General features: G+C 58.9%; 17 protein-coding genes, 1 other RNA gene and 5 pseudogenes. 8 read left to right on the top strand and 15 right to left on the bottom strand.

Going from position 1 to position 21294, the window contains the following annotated elements; genetic code table 11:
• Positions 1-26: 26 nt before the first annotated feature.
• The 3 genes from NVV94_RS03685 to NVV94_RS03675 all read left to right on the top strand — a co-directional run bounded on the left by NVV94_RS03685 (position 27) and on the right by NVV94_RS03675 (position 1264).
• The gene (locus NVV94_RS03685) at positions 27-302 is read left to right on the top strand and encodes a hypothetical protein (RefSeq protein WP_258445894.1); all 276 of its coding nucleotides are present in this window, start codon (positions 27-29) and stop codon (positions 300-302) included.
• 86 nt (positions 303-388) lie between these two features.
• Positions 389-779, top strand: a transfer-messenger RNA (tmRNA) gene (gene ssrA / locus NVV94_RS03680).
• A gap of 236 nt (positions 780-1015) precedes the next feature.
• Positions 1016-1264, top strand: a complete 249-nt coding sequence (locus tag NVV94_RS03675; RefSeq protein WP_258445893.1) for an AlpA family transcriptional regulator — start codon at positions 1016-1018, stop codon at positions 1262-1264.
• A gap of 337 nt (positions 1265-1601) precedes the next feature.
• Here the strand turns inward: NVV94_RS03675 and istB are convergent, their stop codons facing one another.
• Both istB and istA read right to left on the bottom strand, forming a co-directional pair.
• Positions 1602-2357 (bottom strand): IS21-like element ISPsy14 family helper ATPase IstB, encoded by a 756-nt coding sequence (gene istB / locus NVV94_RS03670; protein ID WP_258445892.1) that lies wholly within the window; start codon positions 2355-2357, stop codon positions 1602-1604.
• Positions 2358-2377: 20 nt separating this feature from the next.
• A pseudogene (istA, locus tag NVV94_RS03665) lies at positions 2378-3893 on the bottom strand (IS21 family transposase).
• Positions 3894-4089: 196 nt separating this feature from the next.
• On the opposite strand from istA, the gene NVV94_RS26805 reads away from it, so the two are divergent.
• Positions 4090-4467 (top strand): DUF3987 domain-containing protein, encoded by a 378-nt coding sequence (locus NVV94_RS26805; protein ID WP_408733447.1) that lies wholly within the window; start codon positions 4090-4092, stop codon positions 4465-4467.
• A 480-nt stretch (positions 4468-4947) separates the two neighbouring features.
• Here NVV94_RS26805 and NVV94_RS03660 read toward each other — a convergent pair whose 3' ends face one another.
• Positions 4948-5583, bottom strand: a complete 636-nt coding sequence (locus NVV94_RS03660; protein ID WP_258445891.1) for an NAD(P)H-dependent oxidoreductase — start codon at positions 5581-5583, stop codon at positions 4948-4950.
• 92 nt (positions 5584-5675) lie between these two features.
• On the opposite strand from NVV94_RS03660, the gene NVV94_RS03655 reads away from it, so the two are divergent.
• Positions 5676-6335 carry a TetR/AcrR family transcriptional regulator gene (locus NVV94_RS03655; protein WP_258445890.1) on the top strand — a complete coding sequence of 220 codons (660 nt, stop codon included), beginning with the start codon at positions 5676-5678 and terminating at the stop codon, positions 6333-6335.
• A gap of 286 nt (positions 6336-6621) precedes the next feature.
• On the opposite strand, the gene NVV94_RS03650 is transcribed toward NVV94_RS03655, so the two are convergent.
• The 4 genes and pseudogenes from NVV94_RS03650 to NVV94_RS26800 form a co-directional block, all read right to left on the bottom strand.
• Positions 6622-7062: a pyridoxamine 5'-phosphate oxidase family protein gene (locus NVV94_RS03650; protein ID WP_258445889.1), complete on the bottom strand. Its 441-nt coding sequence runs from the start codon at positions 7060-7062 to the stop codon at positions 6622-6624.
• A gap of 344 nt (positions 7063-7406) precedes the next feature.
• A protein-coding gene (locus tag NVV94_RS03645; RefSeq protein ID WP_408733446.1) for an IS3 family transposase occupies positions 7407-8626 on the bottom strand; the annotation gives its coding sequence in 2 pieces (ribosomal slippage) (positions 7407-8281 and positions 8281-8626; 1221 coding nt in all).
• A gap of 23 nt (positions 8627-8649) precedes the next feature.
• Positions 8650-9411, bottom strand: a complete 762-nt coding sequence (locus NVV94_RS03640) for an alpha/beta fold hydrolase (RefSeq protein WP_258445888.1) — start codon at positions 9409-9411, stop codon at positions 8650-8652.
• A 72-nt stretch (positions 9412-9483) separates the two neighbouring features.
• Positions 9484-9603: pseudogene (locus NVV94_RS26800) on the bottom strand (epoxide hydrolase N-terminal domain-containing protein); the annotation flags it as partial.
• Positions 9604-10203: 600 nt separating this feature from the next.
• On the opposite strand from NVV94_RS26800, the gene NVV94_RS03635 reads away from it, so the two are divergent.
• Complete coding sequence (locus NVV94_RS03635) at positions 10204-11463, top strand: molybdopterin-dependent oxidoreductase (protein ID WP_258445887.1); 1260 nt, start codon at positions 10204-10206, stop codon at positions 11461-11463.
• 10 nt (positions 11464-11473) lie between these two features.
• Positions 11474-12121 carry a c-type cytochrome gene (locus NVV94_RS03630; protein ID WP_258445886.1) on the top strand — a complete coding sequence of 216 codons (648 nt, stop codon included), beginning with the start codon at positions 11474-11476 and terminating at the stop codon, positions 12119-12121.
• Between the two features lie 81 nt (positions 12122-12202).
• Here NVV94_RS03630 and NVV94_RS03625 read toward each other — a convergent pair whose 3' ends face one another.
• Both NVV94_RS03625 and NVV94_RS03620 read right to left on the bottom strand, forming a co-directional pair.
• Positions 12203-12976: a sulfite exporter TauE/SafE family protein gene (locus NVV94_RS03625; RefSeq protein WP_258445885.1), complete on the bottom strand. Its 774-nt coding sequence runs from the start codon at positions 12974-12976 to the stop codon at positions 12203-12205.
• Positions 12977-13080: 104 nt separating this feature from the next.
• Positions 13081-14151: a YeiH family protein gene (locus NVV94_RS03620; RefSeq protein ID WP_258445884.1), complete on the bottom strand. Its 1071-nt coding sequence runs from the start codon at positions 14149-14151 to the stop codon at positions 13081-13083.
• Between the two features lie 281 nt (positions 14152-14432).
• On the opposite strand from NVV94_RS03620, the gene NVV94_RS03615 reads away from it, so the two are divergent.
• Positions 14433-15116 carry a hypothetical protein gene (locus NVV94_RS03615; protein ID WP_258445883.1) on the top strand — a complete coding sequence of 228 codons (684 nt, stop codon included), beginning with the start codon at positions 14433-14435 and terminating at the stop codon, positions 15114-15116.
• Between the two features lie 69 nt (positions 15117-15185).
• On the opposite strand, the pseudogene NVV94_RS03610 reads toward NVV94_RS03615, so the two are convergent.
• From NVV94_RS03610 to xsc, 6 genes and pseudogenes are all read right to left on the bottom strand, one after another.
• A pseudogene (locus tag NVV94_RS03610) lies at positions 15186-15803 on the bottom strand (transposase); the annotation flags it as partial.
• Between the two features lie 73 nt (positions 15804-15876).
• Positions 15877-17127: pseudogene (locus tag NVV94_RS03605) on the bottom strand (reverse transcriptase domain-containing protein); the annotation flags it as partial.
• Positions 17126-17937 (bottom strand): annotated as a pseudogene (locus NVV94_RS03600) (transposase); the annotation flags it as partial. The pseudogenes NVV94_RS03600 and NVV94_RS03605, both read right to left, overlap by 2 nt.
• 158 nt (positions 17938-18095) lie before the next feature.
• Entirely contained in the window at positions 18096-18395 is a 300-nt protein-coding gene (locus NVV94_RS03595; protein WP_258445882.1) for a DUF6506 family protein, read from the bottom strand.
• Positions 18396-18423: 28 nt separating this feature from the next.
• A complete protein-coding gene (locus NVV94_RS03590) occupies positions 18424-19377 on the bottom strand; it encodes a bifunctional enoyl-CoA hydratase/phosphate acetyltransferase (RefSeq protein ID WP_258445881.1) in 954 nt (317 codons plus the stop codon).
• Positions 19378-19523: 146 nt separating this feature from the next.
• Positions 19524-21284, bottom strand: coding sequence for a sulfoacetaldehyde acetyltransferase (gene xsc, locus NVV94_RS03585; RefSeq protein WP_258445880.1), 1761 nt, complete (start codon positions 21282-21284; stop codon positions 19524-19526).
• Between the last annotated feature and the right edge of the window lie 10 nt (positions 21285-21294).

Here is a 21294-nt window from a genome sequence, read left to right as displayed (position 1 = left end):
TTCGATCACCGCTTCAGGAGGTTCACATGAAGCGTACTGCGATTTGCGGATTGATCATTGCCGCTGCAACACTGTCCTCCCCGGTCTTCGCTGCCGGGGATTTGTGCGCCTCAAACCTTCAGCGCATTGACGACGCCATGGCCAGCACACTGTCAATGAGCGAAGGGACCAGGCAAGCATTGATGAAATTGAAGGAAGAAGCCGAGGCCGCCCAAGCCAAAGGCGACAGAAATGCGTGCATCGAGAAGACCACCAAGGCCAACCAGATCCTGCTCAACAGGCAAAAGGGCCAAAAGAGCTGACCCTTGCCAAGGACAACCTTCGGGTTGGCCTTGTGCGCCACTTTCGCGTACACTGAGCTTGCTGGCTGCTTCTGTAGAGCTGGCACGGGGCCGATTAGGATTCGACGCCGGTAGCGAAACTCTAGGTGCATGCCGAGTTGGTAACAGAACTCGTAAATCCACTGTTGCAACTTTTATAGTTGCCAATGACGAAACCTACGGGGACTACGCTATCGCTGCGTAAGCAGCCTAGCCCTCCCTTCTGGTAGCTTCGGCTCCAGCAATCATCAGGGGATGCCTGTAAACCCAAAATGATTGTCATATAGAACAGGATCGCCGCGTAGTACGTTGTGGACGAAGTGGCTAAAACTTACACAACTCGCCCAAAGCACCCTGCCCGTCGGGCGGCCGCGGGTTAACTCAGTTGACACGGCTAAGCATGTAGTACCGACAGCGGAGTACTGGCGGACGGGGGTTCAAATCCCCCCGGCTCCACCAAATAAGCGTTACAAATCAGGCACTTAGCGTTTATCGCAAGTGCCTTTTTTGTGCCTGATAGGGCTGTTTTGGCTCGGTTGTGCCAGCTTAATGACAGCCTTCACCTCGACTAGCTCAGTCGCGCACCGCCTCCCCCACCAACAAACGTTTTTCAGACGCTTTTGTTGCGTGAAATGACGGCCTAGGTAGGAAAAAAGGTATGGAATAGGTGTCTCTTTGCACACAGAGACCCACACATGCCGACACATACACACAAAAAATATCTGATCAGTCACAACTCCCTGCAGCGCTGTTTTGACAAAAGTCGCTCCGGTCTGGAAAAGCTGCGCGAAACCGAACCCAGCTTTCCTCGCCCCATCAAATTCGGGCAGAGCAAACAGGTGGCCATCTATTTCGTTGTCGCGGAGGTAGAGACCTGGCTGGAGAGCAAAATTCGGGAGCGAGACGAAGCCGCTCTGGATCTTGCAGAGCGAGATAACCAATGACCACACACGAGCAACTCCCACCATTCTTGGTAGAGATGCCCGAACCGGCTCTTGCCTCATATCTGAGTCCGGACATTACGCCCACCACCCTCCCAAGCGGCCTGCCGAGCGTCATGGCCTGGCGTGACACGCTACTGCCAACCGACCTTCAGGAATATGTCCGCGATGTCGCTGAGCGCACCCAGTGCCCGCCAGATTTTGTTGGGGTAGTGCGGATTCCACGACACTTGGACACTCAGCCTACGAGCATTTGGACACTCATTCCACGCTCACTTGGACACCTAGTCCACGTCCACTTGGACAGGCAGTCGGAGCGCAGCGACGCAGGTTTGCATTGTTAGTCTGAAGTATCTGTTACAGTCAATTTCGTAGCGCGTCTGCGCATCGATTCACCTTTGAGTTCGATGCGGTAAGCGTTGTGCACCAACCGGTCGAGGATCGCATCACCCAAGGTCGGATCGCCGATCAGCGCATGCCATTTGTCCACCGGCATCTGACTGGTTACCAGTGTCGAGCGGTGCCCGTAGCGGTCGTCCAGCAGCTCCAGCATGTCGCGCCGTTGTTGAGCGGTAAATGGCGCCAAGCCCCAGTCGTCCAGGATCAGCAAGTCAGTCTTGGCGTAGCTGGCCATCAGTTTGGCGAAGCGGCCATCGCCGTGGGCCAGGCCCAGTTCCTCCATCAGACGTGGCAGGCGCAAGTAGCGCACGCTGTAGCCGTCCCGGCAGGCCTTGTGGGCCAGCGCGCAAGCGAGCCAGGTTTTGCCCACGCCGGTTGGGCCGCCGATGATCAGATTGAGGCCATCGCGCAGCCATTGGCCGCTGCCCAGTTGCAGGATCAGGGACTTGTCCAGGCCACGCGGGCTGCGGTAGTCGATGTCTTCCAGGCAAGCGTTGTGGCGCAGTCGGGCTGCTTTCAGGCGAGTGGTCAGGCGGGCATCTTCACGTTCGGTCAGCTCGCGGTCGACCATCAGACCCAAGCGTTCATCGAAGCTGAGGTCGTTGATGTCAGGCGTCGCGTGCTGCTCGCCAAGCGCCTTGATCATGCCGTGCAGCCGCAGGGTTTGTAGCTTGTCCAGAGTCGGGTTGGGTAGCATTTTCATGCTCCTTTTTCAGGTCAGTGGTAGTAGCCGGGGCCCCGCAGATTGATGTGTTCGTCGGGCAGTAGCGGCAGGTTCTGCTGAGCCAGCGGTAATCGCTCCAAGCCTTGGCGCAGGATCGATTCGAGGCTTTTGTAACTGCACGCGCCCAGTGCCAGCGCACGCTGGCAAGCGGCTTCCAGCCGCTCTTCGCCGTGCTGTTTGCTCAGGCGCAGGATGCCCAGGCAGGCACGGAAGCCGTGCTGAGGATGGATTCGGCGTTCGAGGATGTGGGCGATGACGCCGGCAGTGTTCGGCCCGGTCTGCTCTGCCCAGCGGATCAGCCGTTGCGGCGTCCACTCCGCATGTTCGCGGTGGCTCTTGGGCATGTGCTCGGTCTGGGTGGTGTGGCGGCCTTTATGTAGCGAGCGCAGATGGCTGGCCACGCGCTGGTTGGCGTGGAAGCACTCCACCGTCTGCGCGGTCAGGCGTACTTCGAGGCTGGTGCTTTACCAACTGGTACGGCACCGAGTAGTAATGGCCGTCGACCTCGACGTGGTAGTCGATGTGCGCCCGTACCTTTTTCCATTCGGCGTAGACGTACGGGTGTTCCGGCAGCGGTTGTAGCGCAGGCTGGTCGATGGTCTCGAAGGCCGAGCGGCGTGAGCCGGGCAGCTTCTTGAAGGGCTTTTGATTGAGGCGTTCGAGCAGCACGCCGATCGCCGTGTTGAGTTCGCCCAGCGAGAAAAACTGACGGTTACGCAAGACCGCCAGGATCCAGCGCTCGACCACCTGTACGCCGACTTCAACCTTGGCTTTATCTCTGGGTTTACGCGAGCGAGCGGGCAGCACGGCGACTCCGTAATGCTCAGCCAGATCGCGGTAGCTGGGGTTGATGTCCGGCTCGTAGCGATGCGCCTTGGTGACGCCGCTGCGCAGATTGTCAGGTACCAGGATCTGCGATGTGCCGCCGAAAAAAGCGAAGCAGCGGGCGTGCGAGCCCAGCCAGTCGGGCAGTTTCTGCGACCAGGTGGCTTCGGCGAAGGTATAGCTGGAAGCGCCCAGGACGGCGACGAATATCTGGGTCTGGCGGATTTCACCGGTCTGCCGGTCGATGACCGGAACGGTTTGGCCGGCATAATCGACGAACAGTTTTTCGCCCGCACGATGTTCCTGGCGCATGACCACGTCGACCTTGGCGGCCCAGAGGCGGTAGTGCTCGCAGTACCAGCTGTACTGGAAGCCTTGCGGGTGGCTGAGTCGGTACTCTTGCCAGAGCAGGGCCAAAGTGACGCCGGGGCGGCGCAGCTCCGCATGAGCCCATGCCCAGTCGGGCATCGGGCGTTGATCGCTGGGAACCGTCGGCGCCGGCGGGAACAGACATCGTTCCAGTTCAGCATCCGACAATGCCGTCGGCCAGGTCAGCCCGCAGGCGTTAAACCGATGCAGGTAATTGCCGGCACTGCCGCTGCTGATGCGAAGGCTGGTGGCAATCTTGCGCACGGACAGGCCGGCGTCGAACTTTAGGCGTAGTACCTCTCGGATTTTACGCATGGATAAACGCTCCAAGACGACCTCTTCGCTTCGATAAAAGAGGTCGATGGTAGTGAAAAATCCTGCGTCGCTGCCTGCTGGAGCATGGGGCGGATCAGTGAGAAATCAGTGTCCAAATGCTCGTGGAATCAGTGTCCAAGTGGCCGTGGAATGAGTGTCCAAGTCAGCGTGGAATCGCTGTCCAAGTGTTCGTGGAATGGGTGTCCAAGTGCGCGTGGAATCCGCAGGGGTAGCGCTCGTGGTTGCTATCAGTGCCGTCGTGGGCCGCAAATTTGCTATCCACCCGAAACAGTACGACGACTGGATGGTCATCCCCAATCAATGGGGCGTCCTCATTGGACGACCATCCACGATGAAATCACCAGCTCTCAAGCAGCCGCTGCGCCCCCTAGACGCCTTAGAGTCAAGAGGACGAGACCAGTACAGCCTGGCTGAATCCGAGCACAAAGCCTCCTGTGAACTGCTCGATATAGAACGCAAAGCCGCCAGGAGCAAAGCCACAAAACTTCTCGCCAGTGGTGACAAGAACGCTGCTCGGGGAGAGCAGCTATGGGACCGTTGGGCTATGGCGTAGTTTTTTTCTTTGTTGTGATTATGGGATTGTGCCGGCTGGGCATGAGCCTGTCGGCACGAATTGGACGTAGTCGACCGGCAATTCAAGTGCAGCTCCCGTTAGACAAACAGGTTGGCGTTCTACAAGAAGAATCTAGGCACACAGAGTGGGCATGGGGCCTTGTAGGCAGTGCTACGCTGGTACTTCTGTCAGGTGGGATAGCGACGACACTCGGTCAACTGGCGATCATGAGTGAGGTTGACGCTCAACAAGAATTCTCCCGCTATCCATTGCTTCTGTCGTACTGGCGTCCGCTGATGAGCGTAGGCCCAATCATATGCGTGGTTATGACCGTAATTGGCATGAGCCTGCTATCGAGATCACTTGAACGTATCGGGCCCAGGTGCTGATCGGGCATCGTTCAACATGTGCGAAATTGCATTCGGGCAGCAATCGATTGCTGCCCTTGGCGACGGGCAGAAATCGGCCAGGAGCGGACATTCAGGCCATGGAAAATAGATCTGCACCCTTACTGCTGCATCGCTGGGATGCAGTGAAGAGATTACGACCGAGAGCTCGCGCGGTGTCCAAATGAGCAGTCGGATCCTGCGTTTCCGATTCGAGCAGGAGTTCGGACGTCACGACGCATGCGCCGCAGTAATCAAAGATCCCATGGTCGATCTGCGTCTTCATGGCGTCGGCATAGCCGTGCCGCTCATAGGTTCCCCCGTCGGCGCCGCCGACACCGACAAGATGAACCCTTAGGTGGCGAAGCTTCTTCACCAGCTTGGCATCCGAACTGAAGTCGAACGCCCAGCCATTGGCGAACACGCGATCGATCCATCCCTTGAGAAGCGCCGGCATCGACCACCAGTAGACGGGATAGACCAGCACAAGGGCATCGGCGCGATCAATCCTAGCCTGCTCGGCGGCAACGTCAGCGGGGGGCGGCGCCTCCCTGTGATGGACGGCGAGATCAGCCGCGGTGAACCGCGGGTCGAACGCTTGCGCCGAGAGGTCCGCAATTTCGAAGGAGTTGCCGGGACCGGCCAGGGATAAGCCTTCAGCGACATGTGCAGCGAGGCTATGGCTGAGCGACCTGGGATCGTGATGAGCGACAATGATGAGCGCGTGCATGTCGAAAACTCCTGCTGCAGGTTGAGGGCGAAAGGCGAGCCTTATATACTTTTGGTAAGTTATGATCGGTAAGTTACTTTTGGTATATAGCCATGTCAAGCACCGAAACAAGAGAACAGCCTTCCAGTGTGCAGCCGCGTCGTCGCCTGTCGAGAGAAGAGAGGCAACGTCAGCTGCTGGACGTCGCATGGCGGCTGGTCCGGGAGGAAGGCACGGAGGCCTTGACGCTTGGACGGCTCGCCGAGCAGGCGGGCGTTACAAAGCCCGTGGTTTATGACCATTTCAGCACGCGCCCTGGACTGCTGGCGGCGCTCTATCAGGAATTCGACGCACGCCAGACAGCACTCATGGACGCCGCGCTTCAGACAAGCGAACCCACCTTGCCGAGCACTGCTACGGTCATCGCGTCGTCTTACGTCAACTGCGTGCTTCTCCAAGGCAACGAGATACCCGGCGTGATCGCGGCGTTGGCCAGTTCACCGGAGCTTGAAAAGATCAAGCGTGAGTACGAAGCGGTCTTCATGAACAAGTGTCGGATTGCCCTCTCCCCATTCACCAGAGAGGGTGTTATCGCACCTGCGGGTCTTCGGGCGATGCTCGGTGCGGCCGAGGCCCTGTCCCATGCCGCCGCGACCGGAGAAATTACACCCGAGCTGGCGCAGGACGAACTCTTCGAAACGATCATCGCAATGGTCGACAGAAGCGCGCGCGGTACTCATGGTGTCGCCGAGTCTGGTAGGCAGGGCGACTAGTGAATCGGAATTCCAAACAGCAGCTAGCGTACGCATCTATCCGACGTTGCACCGAACGTCCGATAAGGGTCGAGTGCTGCCGGTCACGACAGGCCGGAGTCGACCCTTAACGGCCATTGACACAAGCCGGTGGACAAGAAAAGCGTTGCCCTCCCTACAGCCCTGGATACTCCGTGCAGGGTGGAAAACCCGCAAAGCGGTTTTCCCCACCGAGGGATATCCAGGCTACCTCGCTGGACGAATCGAGCCCTTTCACCGGCGGGCGGCTGCTTCTTCGATACCCAGGCTACGCGGGCTCGCTCTTTCTGCCGGTCATCTGCGACGGACGAATGCGGACGAAGACAACGTGGCCCTGCTCCTGTTTCTCTGCGTACTCAGCCTGCATCCAGTCCGGCATATCCGGAAACCGAGCAACCAGCAGAGGCGCGATCGCCTCGAGTTCCTTGGAATCCGTGACGATCTCAAACGTACCCTCGCCGGAAATGCTATGCCAGCTGAAGATACTGGTTCTGGCCGAAGTGTCGATCTGAAAGGATACCTGGGGATTGGCCGCTGCCATTCCGGTCTTTCGACCATGAGTCGTCATGGCGTAGAGGGCACCGCCGTGCCAGATGAATCCGAGGGGCACGAGGTAGCGCTCGCCGTTTGCCTCGAAACCGATGCGCATGACCCGCTCCATACTGAATAGATCATCGACCTCCGTCTCGCTCATTTGCTTGAACGCCATAGCCTGCTCCTCGGTTGGTGGTTGCTTTCGGCTGCCGCCCAACGGTTGTGTTCAGCCGCACGCGAAGCGCAGCGGAGCGTGTCGGCTGCAACACGTTGTTCGGCGCCAGACATCGGTATTCACCAGGCGCTGCTATGTTGACCGCGGAGTGTCCCTCATCTCAAGGAACGACTACACCGGTACCTGCGTGCAGGCTCATAAACCGGCGAAGAACGCTGCGATATCGCGGGCGAGCAACTCGGGCTCCTCGACTGGGGCGAAGTGCCCGCCGCTCGGCATCGGGGTCCACCGGCGCACGTTGTATAGGTGGACTTGCCCCTAAAAAACCGGACACCAACTCCCCGTTAAATTGATGCTGCGGCCAAGCGCCTGAACTCCCTCGGCGAGCGATATTTCAGGGCGCTGTGCGGATGCTCCTCGTTGTAATGCTCGAAGGCAATGGCCAGGTTGCGTAGCGCCGTTTCTCGATCCGGCTTGGGCATGTGCGCCACGTAATCACGCTTGATCGTCTTCACGAAGCTCTCAGCCATGCCGTTGCTCTGCGGGCTGCGTACTGGCGTGGTCACCGGTTGCAAACCGATCTGCCGAGCAAACAGGCGCGTCTGTTCGGCGGTATAGGCCGAACCGTTATCGCTTAGCCATTGCACCGGCGTGGCGGGCAGTTGGTCGCCAAAGCGCTTTTCCACGCTCTCCAGCATCAAGTCACGGATATCATCACCGCTGTATCCCGTTGGACTGGCGACCCAGCCGATGGCTTCGCGATCACAGCAGTCCAGGGCGAAGGTCACGCTCAGTTTGGCGCCGTCCTCGCAACGAAACTCAAAGCCGTCCGAGCACCAACGCGTATCACTGGTTTTCACGGCAATACGGCCTTCGTGTCGACGTGGCACGCCGGGCTGTTTGAGTCGACGCTCAAGCAGCAGATTGTGATCACGCATGACCCGGTAAACCCGCTTCGCGTTGATCGCGGGCAGCAACTGGGTTTCACGTACGCGACGCAGTAATCCCCAGACACGACGGTAGCCATAGCTGGGCAGCTCGCTGACCTGTTGCTGGATTTCAACCACCAGTTCAGCGTCGTCCACGGGCCTGTTTCGCCGTACCTTGGGCAAGGCTGATTGCTTGATTCGAACCGTTAATTGCGAGCGCGCCACACCGAGACATTCGCTGACCAGCTTCACTGGTCGTCCCCCGGCAACAAGGGTGAGTGCGCAATCCATTTTCGCGAGCGGGCGATCTCCACGGCCTCTTTGAGGATTTCTGCTTCCATCGTTTTCTTGCCCAGCATCCGTTGCAGTTCACGGATCTGCTTGAGCGCATCGCTCAGCTCCGAGGCAGGCACCACGGCTTCGCCAGCACTGACCGCCGACAAGCTGCCGTCCTGGTACAGCTTGCGCCAGAGGAACAGCTGGTTGGCATTGATGCCGTTACGCCGAGCCACCACCGAAACGCTTTGCCCTGGCTCAAGACTCTCGCGAACCATGGCCAGTTTTTGCTCTGGGCTCCAGCGGCGCCGCCGCTCCTGGCCCAAAAGCTCCCCACTCTTATCGTTGCTGTTAGTCATAAACATAACCGTTTGCCTATCCCTTATCGTAAGGGGGAAACAGTGTCCTGTCTTTCATGGGGCTCGTTCAATAGGCGTTCGGCCCACTCTCGGGGAGGTGTTCCCTCATCGACAAAATTACTGGCGAAGACAGCGATGCCAGTTGGCACGTTGACGAACTCCTGTGGTCCGAGCGTGACTCGGAACCGCCTGTTGTCGTTGTCGAAGTAGTCCCGCATCGAGGATGTGATCGTCTGCGTGACCCAATAGAGCGTGACCGTGGTCAACAAGAAATCACGAGAGAAGCGCTCATCGAGATTACCGCGGGAATCGGCCCAGGAGCGCCACTTTTCCAGAATCCAGGCGGCGAGCCCAGCCGGCGAGTCGTTCAGCCCGTATCCGAGCGTCTGGGGCTTCGTGGATTGGATGGCCTTGTAACCATATTCCTCTTGCCAGAATGCCTCATTGCGCTCGCGATAGGTTTTCTCCGCTGCGGACAGTGGCCGCGCCCCAGTTCCAGTGTAAGGAGCTATCTCCAGATTACTCAGGTGGACGCCAATTATTGGCTGGGGATTGTTCAACGCCATGAACGTGGCAACCCCGGCTCCGAAATCTCCGCCTTGAGCCCCGTAGCGCTCGTAACCCAGGCCGCGCATGAGGCGGTGCCACAGCCCGGCGACGTGCTGATAGTTCACACCCACCCGGGCGGGCCGCTCGGAGAACCCGTAACCAGGCAGGGAAGGAATGACGACGTCAAAGGCGGGACCGTCGATGCCGTGGGCGTCTGGGTCGGTCAGGAATGGCACGAGCGGAAGCAACTCGGCGAACGTGCTGGGCCAGCCGTGGGTCAGGATCAGCGGAATGCCGTGCCCGCGTCTGGCCCGCTCATGGACGAAGTGGATGTGGATGCCGTCGAGACCGGCGCGGAACTGATTGGCCGCGTTCAGCTCGCGCTCTTGTGCGTGCCAATCGAAGTCGTCGGCCCAATACGCAAGCAGCTGTTTAAGGTACTGGAGGTCAGTCCCCTGCTCCCAGGCCGCTCCTGGCCCAAAAGCTCCCCACTCTTATCGTTGCTGTTAGTCATAAACATAACCGTTTGCCTATCCCTTATCGTAAGGGGGAAACAGTGTCCTGTCTTTCATGGGGCTCGTTCAATATACCAATGCGGTTTGATCCGCAGGGCCCCCCAGTCTCACTGTCCACCGTCATCCTTCTCAGCGTGGACATTCTCTTGTTGGATGGACCTGTTCGAAGGACACCGCCTTCCACCAAATCCACAAAAAAAGACGTCCTCGGACGTCTTTTTTTGTGCCTGAAATCCAGTATGCGCAGTATTGAACATGCCTCATTCAGCATTGCTCATGACCTTTCAGCGAGCTAGCTGAGGTCCAACACCAAGGCATGAACTGGATCTATACGTACAGTCACAAGCGTCCGAGTATGGCCCTCTGAGGCATCACCCCTAAACAGAAGTTGGCCCTGGTGGCCTGATGTCAATTTCTGGTGAATATCAAAAATGGGGGAATTACCCGATGCCTCGCGGCCCTGACGGGAAGCTGTCAATTGCATCTCATTAATACAATCATAGAGAGTGCAGAATGAAGTTCAGTTTTGTAGAAAACAGCAATCCGAGCCGCCGGCGCATTCTACGCGATGCCTTCACACTGGCGGTGGCGGCCTCTCCGTTGGCAAGCCTGGCCAGGGCAGCCGACGAAACCAAGGCAGCCGACGAAACCGCCGAAGAAGTGACCTTTGCTGCTGGCCCACGGCCGCTGGTGCAATACCCGCAAAAACGACCATTGACCTTGGTGACCACTCGCCCGCCGCACCTTGAGACGCCATTCCCTGTGTTCAACGAAGGGCCCATCACGCCGAATGACGCCTTTTTCGTGCGTTACCACCTGGCCAATTTCCCTACCAGTATTGATCCGGACAGCTACCGATTGACGATCAAGGGCTCGGTCAACACGCCTCTGTCGCTGTCCCTTGCAGAACTCAAGACTCTCATCGACCCGGTAGAGGTGGTGGCTGTCAATCAGTGCTCCGGCAATAGCCGTGGTTTTTTTATGCCGCGCGTGTTCGGCGCCCAACTGGGCAATGGTTCGATGGGGAATGCCCGTTGGGTGGGGGTGCCGCTCAAGGCGGTGTTGGAAAAGGCAGGTGTTAAAGCCGAGGCCAAGCAAGTGACATTCCGTGGGCTCGATAAGCCAGTGCTGCCGAGCACGCCAGAGTTCATCAAGGCCCTGGACATCAGCCATGCCATGGATGGCGAGCCCATGATCGCCTGGTCGATGAACGGTACCGACCTGCCATTCCTCAACGGTTACCCGATACGTCTGGTGGTGCCAGGCTATTTCGGCACGTATTGGGTCAAGCACCTGAGTGAGATCGAAGTCGTCGACCACACCTATGACGGCTTTTTTATGGCCAAAGGCTACCGTGTTCCGGATAACGATTGTTTTTGCATCGCCCCCGGCACCACGGCGGCGAAGACTCAGCCGATTTCCAAGTTGCCGGTACGCAGCTTCATCACCAGCATCAAGCACGGTGATGTCTTGCCGCTGAAAAAAAACGTGGTGCTCAAGGGCATTGCGTTCGACGGCGGCGTTGGGGTCAATAAGGTGGAACTATCGATCGACGGCGGAAAAACCTGGCGCGAAGCCAAGCTTGGGCAGGACCTTGGCCGTTTCTCCTTCCGTGAGTGGACGCTGCCGATAACCTTTACCAGCAAGGGCGCCACACAGTTAATGGTGCGAGCCAGTAACAGTGCGGGCGAGACGCAACCGCTGCGAGCCGACTGGAACCCCGCTGGCTACCGCCGCCACGTCGTAGAAACCAGCCACGTGACCGTCGCCTGAGGGGGCCCGCATGAAACGCATGAAACGCATGACCACCTTGCTGTGCGCGGCTCAGGTTTGTTTGGCTGCCATGGTTAGCGCAGCGCCACTATCGATCACCTTGCCGCCCGAAACGGCTGTGTTCAAGCCCAATGCTCTGCCTGGCTACCCGTTGGCCCAGCAGAAATGTTCCACCTGCCATTCTGCCGATTACATCAACTTCCAGCCTCCTGGCATGACCCTGGCGCAGTGGACTGCAGAAGCGAGCAAGATGCAGCACGTGTATGGCGCTCCGATCAGCGATCAGGATGTGAACATTATCGGCGCCTACCTTGCGGTGGCCTACGGTAGTGCCCATGCGAGCGATGCCGATGTGCAGGCTGCCTCGAACCCGCCGGCGGGCCAGCTCTCGGCGGCGCCTGTAGCAAAAGTCGACGCCATGGCTTTGCTCCAGAACCACGCCTGTCTGTCCTGCCACGCGATTGATCACAAGGTTGTAGGCCCGGCTTATCACGATGTCGCTGCCAAGTATGGGAGTGATCCGCAGGCACTGGCCAAGATAGCGTCCAGCATTCAGCGCGGCGGTGCCGGAAAATGGGGGGAAATCCCTATGCCGCCTTACGCGCAGTTAAGCCCGGAGGATCTGCAAACCCTGGCGACGTTCATACTGCGCCACTAAGCCCAGTCCCGGCGCGGCCAGGCCCCTTCCTGGGCAACTGGGGAAGGCGTCGCTGGTCTGCATCACTAACGCGGTCAGCATTCATGCCGAGGTTGCTGCCAAAAACCCCGGCAATGAATCCCAGATCAAGCTGACGCCAGCTAGCGCCATCAGTACGAAGACCAGCCAACGCACCGTACGCGGCGACAACCTCGGTGGATAACGGCGGACCAGCCAACTGACCAGCACCACCAACGGCAATGCTTCGGCACTCAACAACAACGTGGACAGTTGCATCTGTCCTTGCGCTACGACCAGGCCAAGGCGCGCCGCCGCGTTGGCAGCAAACACCGTGATCAGGGTATTGCGGATGATTTCGTAGCCCAAAGGCTGGCGATACAGGTGATAAACAATCGGCGGCCCGCCGCTGGAGAACAAGCCATTGAGCAGTCCGCACAGGCCACCGGCCAGCCAGAACGAAGGCTGCCGGGACAGTTGCGTTTTCGGTTTGTTTTGCACCACAAGCATGAGGCTGGCCGCGACTATCAGTATGCCGAGCAGAAGGCGAAGCCAGGTTAGCTGGCTACCATTCAACGCGTCGAGCCCCCACACTCCCAGGCTGACGCCAAGCAGACTGCTGATCAACACGGGCATCAGCACCGCGCGGTCCAACTGCGGTTTCGGCCCGCCCAGCGTACCCATGGCGTTACCCAGGGTGAGGATACTGATCACCACCGCTACCTCAGTTAGCGGCACCATGTGCAGGGAAGCGACCAAGCCCATCAGGATCAGGCCGAAGGCGAAGCCGGTGAGGCTCTGGGCTACGGTTGCCAGGGCCACACAACACAGAAAAATCAGATGTACTTGCAGGCTCATACCGCCTCCATTGCTGGTTAAGCCAGCCTGCCGCCGCACAGTTATCGTGTCGGCGGCAGTCTGGTGATCAGGCGGGGGCGATGCAAGTCACCCATGACGCTGGCTCATCCCAGCCACTTCACCGCAAACAATATCAACGTCGCGAGAAACACAGTTTCACTGACTAACAGGGTCGCCGGACGCCAGCCTACTTCCAGCAGCGCCTTCAGTGAGGTTTTCATTCCCAGAGCGGCGATAGCTGTAACCAGACACCAGCGCGACACATCGCCGGCAAACTCCTGCACCTGCGTCGAAGCTACGCCACTGCTGTTAATGGCGACAAACAGCACAAAGAAGATGATGAACAAGGGCAACGGCAGTGCCGGGCGCGGACCACCATCACCGCGCTTACGCAGCAGCAACGACAGACTGAAGACGATCGGCACCAGCATTGCCACGCGCAACAGCTTGACCACGGTCGCGGTATCTCCGGTTTCCTCCGACATGCTGTAGCCGGCACCGACCACCTGGGCCACATCGTGAATAGTTGCGCCGAGGAATATCCCGGCCTGATGGGCGTCCAGGCCGATCCATTGGGCGATCGGCGGATAGGCAATCATCGCGATGGTGCTCAGCGCAGTCACGCTGATCACAGTGAAGATGATGTTGCGCTCGCTATCCTTGTCTTGCGGCAGTACCGCGGAAATTGCCAGCGCCGCCGAGGCGCCGCAGATGCCCACGCTGCCGCCGCTGAGAATGCCGAGATCCCGTGACTGGCCGAGTAGCCGAGAAAGGATGATGCCGAAACTGATGGTCAAGAAAACTGCACCGATCACCACCGCCATCAGCGTCCCCCCCAGCGAGAGAATCTGCTCAACGGTGATGCGCATGCCCAGCAGCGCCACGCCGCCACGCAGGATGGTGCTGGAGGTGAAGCGAATACCCGCGACCGCACGCCCCTCCTGGGAGAGGAAGCCTAGTGCCATGCCCAGCAACAGGGCCATCAACATCACCGGCGCACCGTAATGCTCGGAAAGGAAAGAGGCACTGGCGGCGACTATCATTGCGGCGATGATACCCGGCAGTAATAGGTTGAGTTTCTGCTGACGGCGTATTAACCAGGACGCCGACGGCTGAGCCGTGTCAGGCGACAGGCTGTGCACGGGGGGGATTGTGTGGTGCTGTTTTATTGTCATGTGCTCAGCTACACCCTGTGGTTATGAAATCACTGGGTTTCGATGCTAGAGAAAACTCCGCCCCCCCATTAGGACCACGTCAAGGCGGTCGTAGGGGCCAACCGACACCTGCGTGCTTGGCCCAGAGCGCAGCTGGCAGCTGGTGCTAATACGCTGCAGCAGTAGCCCCTATAGTCATGCGCGCATGCCTTCGCAACGCGCCAGGCCGCGGCCCTGCCGAGCGTCGTGCGGTGTCTGCGAATGACTCGTTGAACACGTGCTTTGCCAAGCGGAGAAATCACATGACTCTGGATCACCTGCGTCTCGTCCAGCTCGGAGAACGCCTGCGTCAGAGCTGGCCACAGCCGCATCCGGCGTTTGCCTCGGGCATGGACGCGCGTAGCAGCGAGAACGCCCTGCTGTTGCAGTTCTATGGCAACCTGGCCAAGGCCGCCGGCTTAGGCTGGCAAAACGCCGGCCGCACCCTGGTCGACAAGACCTATCTGCGCATTCTGAAGGACTGCTTCGGGCTGGATTTTCATGGCTTTAGCGAGGATGAATTGGCCGCGCGCCTGGATGGCTTCATTCGCCAGGAGTTGGCTCCACGCTGGGGGCAAATCGTCGGAAGCTGTGGCACCGAGGATCTGCCGTTGGCCGCAGAGCTGCTCAAGGCGTGCAATCTGGCGTTGTTCGCCAGCGAACAAGTGCAGACGGCAACCCGACAGCTGTTGTTCTATCTGTGCCCGCAGTTACCGCAACTGCCCTGCCTCAGCGAACCACAGAAAAGTATCGACAAACAGCTACAGATCTACCAGGCCCTGCTCCCCAAACTGCCGGTATTACCGCGTCCGCAGCAGTTCGCCGGTGACGCGGATCAGCAGGCGCTGATCCGCCAACTGATCGAAGGCAGTGACTGGTGGCGTCGACGGGTGTTGGCCGCCTGGCAGGCTGAAATGGCTCACGCACGCTGCGCCACCGCGCCCTAAAGAGAAAATCAGTATGCCCAGATGTAATCCGCGGCGTTTTTCAAGGTAGTTGTCGCGTCAACCGTCTAACTATGCCGCTCTTTTCTCGACCTGTTGCTCTCGATCCGGGTTCAACAACACGGTACCGATCGGCTCCCAGTTACGCGTCCGACCTGACCACCGCTCCGGTTTTTTCTCCTTGGCTCGTTCGTACACCTCATGTCGCCGGGCCAACACTTGATAGTCCAGCCCTCGATGCCGCTCGGCTGGCGTGACGAACCGGATACGGCTATGTCGGTGCTCGTGGTTATACCAGCGCATGAAATCCCTCACCCACGCTCGTGCAGCGTCCAAACTGGCAAAGCCATCTTGTGGCCATTGCGGGCAGTATTTCAGCGTTCTAAACAACGACTCCGAGTAGGGATTGTCGTTGCTGACACGCGGTCGTCCCCGCGAGGGCGTGATGCCCAGCTCGTACATCTTGCTCAAAAGCGTCACCGATTTCATCGGCGCTCCGTTGTCCGAGTGCAGCACCAGCGGTTCGCGTAAACACTGCTCGCCGATCACGCTGCGTTGCAGTAACGCAGCGGCTTTTTCGCCGCTTTCCACTTCGTAGACCTCCCAGCCCACGGCTTTGCGGCTGTAAATATCTTCGATCAGATAGAGGTAGTAATACTTCCCGCGTATCGGTGACGGCAGTTGAGTAAGAGGCAGGGCGTAGTCGGACTATTTCCCTGCCTCTCCTCACCGAACCGGACGTGCACCTTTCAATGCACTCCGTTTAAACGCTGGCGAACGCCATAGCCACTTCAGTGAAACGCGAGGTCCATGTGTTCCTGGGTTCCGACCTCAGGTAGGGATTACCTTCGGGCAGGCGCCACCGGAACAGCTTCTTGCCTTGCCCAACTAACCGATACAGTGTTTCACCACTGAGCTTGCCGTTATTAGTCTTGCCAAATAAAACCCAGGTCTTACTTTGGCCAGGCTTAGGTGCTTTGCACCATTGGCGCATCAGGGGCTTGATACGGGAACGGTATTTATGAGCCAGCCAATGGGCCAGTTTCCAAAACACGACACGATCGATATAACTGAATACTTTGGCTTTGAAATCAACGAATTGATAAAACGCCGCCCAGCCTTTCAGTTTTCGGTTGATCGACTCAACCATATCGATTTTGCTTTCACTGTAGTTACCTGATAACAATGCCGTCAGTGATGCTGCGAAGCTTCTGGCTTTGTCTTGTGGTATCGTCGTTACCACGCGCATATCGCCGTAGGGGTTACGCTTGCGGATAATCCGATGGCCCAGAAAGACAAATCCGTCGTTCACATGAGTGATCTTGGTCTTCTCCATGTTTAGCCTTAGTTTCAGGCTGTCTTCAAGCACACTCCGGCATTCTTCTCTGATGGCTTGCGCTTGTGCTTTAGTGCCTTTGACGATGATCACAAAGTCATCGGCGTATCGGCAGTAAGCAACGGCTGGCTTCCATTGCCAGTTCTCTCTGATCGCCGTGCTTCGACCAACCTGGATGCTATGGTTCCAGTACCACCGATCTTTTCGGGCTTTCTGGTTCAGGTAATGTTCATGCAGGTACTGATCGAATTCATTGAGCATGATGTTCGACAGTAGCGGCGATATAACGCCACCCTGCGGCACTCCTTCACTGGCAGCCCGGAAGAGTCCGACATCAATATGCCCGGCCTTGATTGTTTTCCACAGCAGCTCCATGAAACGAGTGTCTCTGATTCTGCGGCGTACGGCTTTCATCAGCAGGCGATGATGCACGGTGTCGAAGTAGCTGGATAAGTCACCCTCAATGACCCAGCGGCCCCTCGTTTCTGTATTGTCTGTGAGTTGGAGTTTCACAGTACGAATTGCATGGTGGACACTGCGTTCAGGCCGAAAACCATACGAGAGCGTGTGAAACTCACTCTCCCAAATGGGCTCCATGGCCATCAGCATAGCCCGTTGAACAATACGATCTCGCAGAGTGGGGATGCCGAGTGGTCGTTGCTTGCCATTGGCCTTGGGTCGCCTCCGACGCCAGATAACGCTCTTGATCGGCCAGGCGCGGTACGATCTGGCTCGGCGGCAGATGGGCATACGCAGGGCTGTTGCACAGCGCCACGATCGCTTGTCGCTCGACCGCGCTCAACGCATTGCGCGGCGCTGGTCGTACGGTGGTCGTTCGGGCATCGGCCTCGATAACGTCTGCTTCAGTCCATCGCTGCAAGGTTCTGAGTGACAGGCCGACCTCCTGGCAAGCCCTGACTTTTCTGGTTCCTGCTGCGATGGCTTCGGTCAACCACGCCACGAGTAACTGCCGTTCCGGCAAAGACGTCAGTTGTCCTCGTTGTCGGTCCCCCAGTAGTCGTTGAGCTTTTTTCGCAGCACCAACAACGCGGCTGTTTCGGCCAGCGCCTTGTCTTTGCGGCGTAGCTCACGCTCAAGGTCCTGGATGCGCTTCTTGTCCTTGCGCGCTTGCTCGCGGTCGACCTTTTGCTGGACCTGAACGGTCTGCTGGCCAGCGATACAGGCTTGGCGCCAGGCGTTGATGTGTTCGAGGTAAAGACCTTTTCGCCTGCAATATTCGCCCAGCTCAAGCTCCGACAGACCGGCGGTTTCAAGGACGACAGCAAACCGGGCTTCAGCAGACCAGTTCTCGGGGAGTGGCTTGTCTTCTGGCACTGCGCTTCCTTCAGAACTGACCTTCTTGCGCCAGTTGGACAAAGACATTTCGCTGACCCCTTCACGCCGGGAAACCTCGGCCATTGATAGGTTCGGCGGGGGAAGCAGCATCTTCAGCAATGCGGCTTTGCGTTCAGGTGAATAGTACGGCACAACCAGTCTCTTTCCGCCCCCGATATGCTTTTTCAGGAAAAACCGGAGAGGCGACAACTATCCTGACACCGGGGGTCCGGGACCAGATCAGTCGATTTTCCGGATGCATCCAAGCTACGCAGCGATTGAGGCCCGCAGATCATCCGAGGCGACGCACCTCAGGCGGACAACTGCTGCAGGCGCTGGTGCGTTTCGGGACTGTATTTCACGGCGGCCACTGGAATCCGGTCGTCAATGGCGGTGCGGATCTGCTCGACTTCGGCCTCGGTGAAGGCGCCGCCCAGCTCGATCAATTGCACATGCCGGGTCAACAACTCCTGCGCCACCAGCACCGCTTCCTCGACGCTCGCAACGCCGCACAGGGTCGCGGCGAAGGTTTCGGACTCGAGGCGCCCGTTGTGGGTGAGGAACTGCATGCCTGGCGCCTTGAAGATAAAGCCATATCGTTGCACAGCCATCGTGGTTTTCCTTGGGTCTTGGGGTTGCTTAGCCAGCAGCCAGCAAGCGGCTGCGCGACTGCCGATGATAATCGATAAAAATGGAAGCCAGAGCGCAGGACGCCAGGCGCGCCTCCAAAGGGTCGGCACGCGAGGTGAGAATGATCGGCACCCGCGCGCCCAGCACCAAGCCGGCGGCCGTGGCACTCATGAAATACACCATCTGTTTGAACAGAAAATTACCGGCTTCCAGGTTCGGCACCAACAGGATATCGGCATTGCCCGCTACCTCGCCGCCAATGCCTTTGATCCGCGCCGCTTCCAGCGACACCGCGTTGTCGAAGGCCAGCGGACCGTCGACGCAGGCGTCGCCCAGGACACCGAGCGCCGCCAGTTTGGCCAGCTCGCAGGCATCCTGGCTGGACGGCATGCTGCGCGTCACTTCCTCGGTACCGGACAGCACCGCCATGCACGGCTTCTCATAGCCCAAGGCGTGCATCAGCTCGATGGCGTTGCGGGCGATATGGATCTTGTCGATGATCGTAGGCTGCACGTTGATCACCGCATCGGTGATCGACAATGCTTTGTCGCTGCCCGGCAGAGTCATATGAAACACATGACTGAGACGGCTGGCAGTACGCAGTCCGACTTCGCGCTTGAGTACTGCACGCAGCAAGGTATCCGTGTGCAGATGCCCCTTCATGACAGCCTCTGCGTGACCGGCCCCAGCCTGCATGCAGGCGACTTCGGCGCACTGTTCATCATCACTGACGTGCAGCACGCGCAGGTCATGCAGGTCCCAGTCGAGTTCTTCGGCCAGGGCACGGATCTTCGTCTGATCACCGACCAGCACCGGCTCGATAAGCCCTTCATCGCAAGCCCGCTTGGCACTGCTCAGGCTCAGCAGATTGACCGGATTGACCACCGCCGTGACCACGCGCGGCAGGGCTTTCGCCCGATCAAGCAGGAACGCCGGGCATTCCGGTGGAATAGTGCTCAACATGCTTGGATTCCTGTTTGTTCACGGTCGAAGCTGCAACAACGCCCGAAAGCGCCGTTGCAGTATTCCTGGTGGCCTGTGCGGCTAGTTAAACCCGCCACACAGGCCACTGGCTGTAGGTGTCCGGCGCAAACCGGTCACCCGGCGACTCAGACGTAGTCTCTGTACTTCTCGAGGAAGCGCACTGGCTTGGACAGCGCATCGCGGCGGAACGGATCGCCCAGTTCGCGGGTACACATGATCTCGATCACCGTGGTCTTGCCAGCCTTTTGTGCCTCGCAAGCAGCCATGAGCGCCGGGCCGACGTCTTCCAGACGGTCAACGGTGACGCCTTCGGCCCCCATCGAGCGGGCAATGCCGGCGAAGCTCTGGTTTTCCAACTCACCTGCGACGAAGCGACGGTTGTAGAAGTCCACTTGGTTCTTCTTCTCCGCGCCCCACTGACGGTTATGGAACACGATCGAGGTGACCGGGATGTTTTCGCGCACGCAGGTCATGATTTCCATCATCGACATGCCCCAGGCGCCGTCACCGGCGTAGGAAATGGCGGTGCGGTGCGGTGCGGCGACCTTGGCACCGATGATGGTCGGCAGCGCGTAGCCGCAGTTGCCAAAGCTCATGGCGGCGAAGAACGAGCGCGGCTTCTCGAAGCGCAGGTAGCTGTTGGATACTGAGTTGATGTTACCGATGTCGGTGGAGACCATGGCATCGGCTGGCATGGCTTTCTCCAGCTCACGCAGGACCTGGCGCGGGTGCAGGTAATTGCCGTCCTCGCCACTCTGCTCCTTGATCATCTCCAGCGAGTATTCGTCCTTCTCGTGGATCCAGCCGCTCAACTCGGTTTCCCAGTCGGCTTTTTCCTTGGCGATTTCCTCGGCACGCGCGCCCTTGTTTTCCAGGCACAGTACGTCGAGGTTCTCCAGACGACCGAGCAGGTTAACCGCCGCGGCCTTGGCGTCGCCGCAGATACCGACGGTGATTTTTTTCACCAGGCCGAGCATTTTCGAGTCGCAGTCGATCTGGATCACCTTCGCCTGCTTCGGCCAGTAATCAAGGCCGTGTTGCGGCAGGGTGCCGAATGGACCCAGGCGAGTCCCCAGAGCCAGGACCACGTCGGCGCGCGACAGCAGCTTCATTGCGGCCTTGGAGCCCTGGTAACCAAGCGGGCCGCACCACAACGGGTGGCTGGCCGGGAAAGAGTCGTTGTGCAGGTAGCTGTTGACCACCGGCGCGCCGAGATATTCGGCCAGCGCTTTACAGGCCTCAACTGCGTCGCCCATGACCACGCCCCCTCCGGAGATGATCACCGGGTTCTTCGCCGCCGCCAGTAGCTGGGCTGCCTCGGCCAGGCTCTGCTCGCCACCGGCGCTGCGCTCGATACGGATCGGCGTGGGGATCTCGACGTTGATATCGCCGTAGAAGAAGTCACGCGGAATATTCAGCTGGGTCGGACCGTTTTCTTGCATCGCCCGATCGAAGCAACGGGCGGTCAGTTCGGCCATCCGCGCCGGATTCGGCACATGGGCCTGGTACTTGGTGATGGTCTCGAAGAACGGCAGTTGCTGGGCTTCCTGGAAACCACCAAGGCCCTGGCTCATCGATCCGGTTTCCGGAGTGATGACCACCACCGGGCTGTGCGCCCAGTAGGCAGCGGCGATGGCGGTGACGAAGTTGGTGATGCCGGGGCCGTTCTGCGCGATGCACACGCCGTGACGACCACTGACCCGGGAGAAGCCGTCGGCCATGTGACCGGCGCCCTGCTCGTGGACCACAGGGATAAAACGGATGCCGGCCGGAGCGAAGATATCCATCGCATCCATAAAGGCCGAACCCATGATGCCAAAGACGTCGGTGACGCCGTTGGCAACCAGTGTTTCAACCATTGCTTCGCTGGGGGTCATGCGTGGCATATCGATATTC

This window comes from Pseudomonas sp. LS1212 (assembly GCF_024741815.1).
Lineage (GTDB): Bacteria > Pseudomonadota > Gammaproteobacteria > Pseudomonadales > Pseudomonadaceae > Aquipseudomonas.
This window is presented reverse-complemented; position numbering and strand designations above follow the sequence as displayed.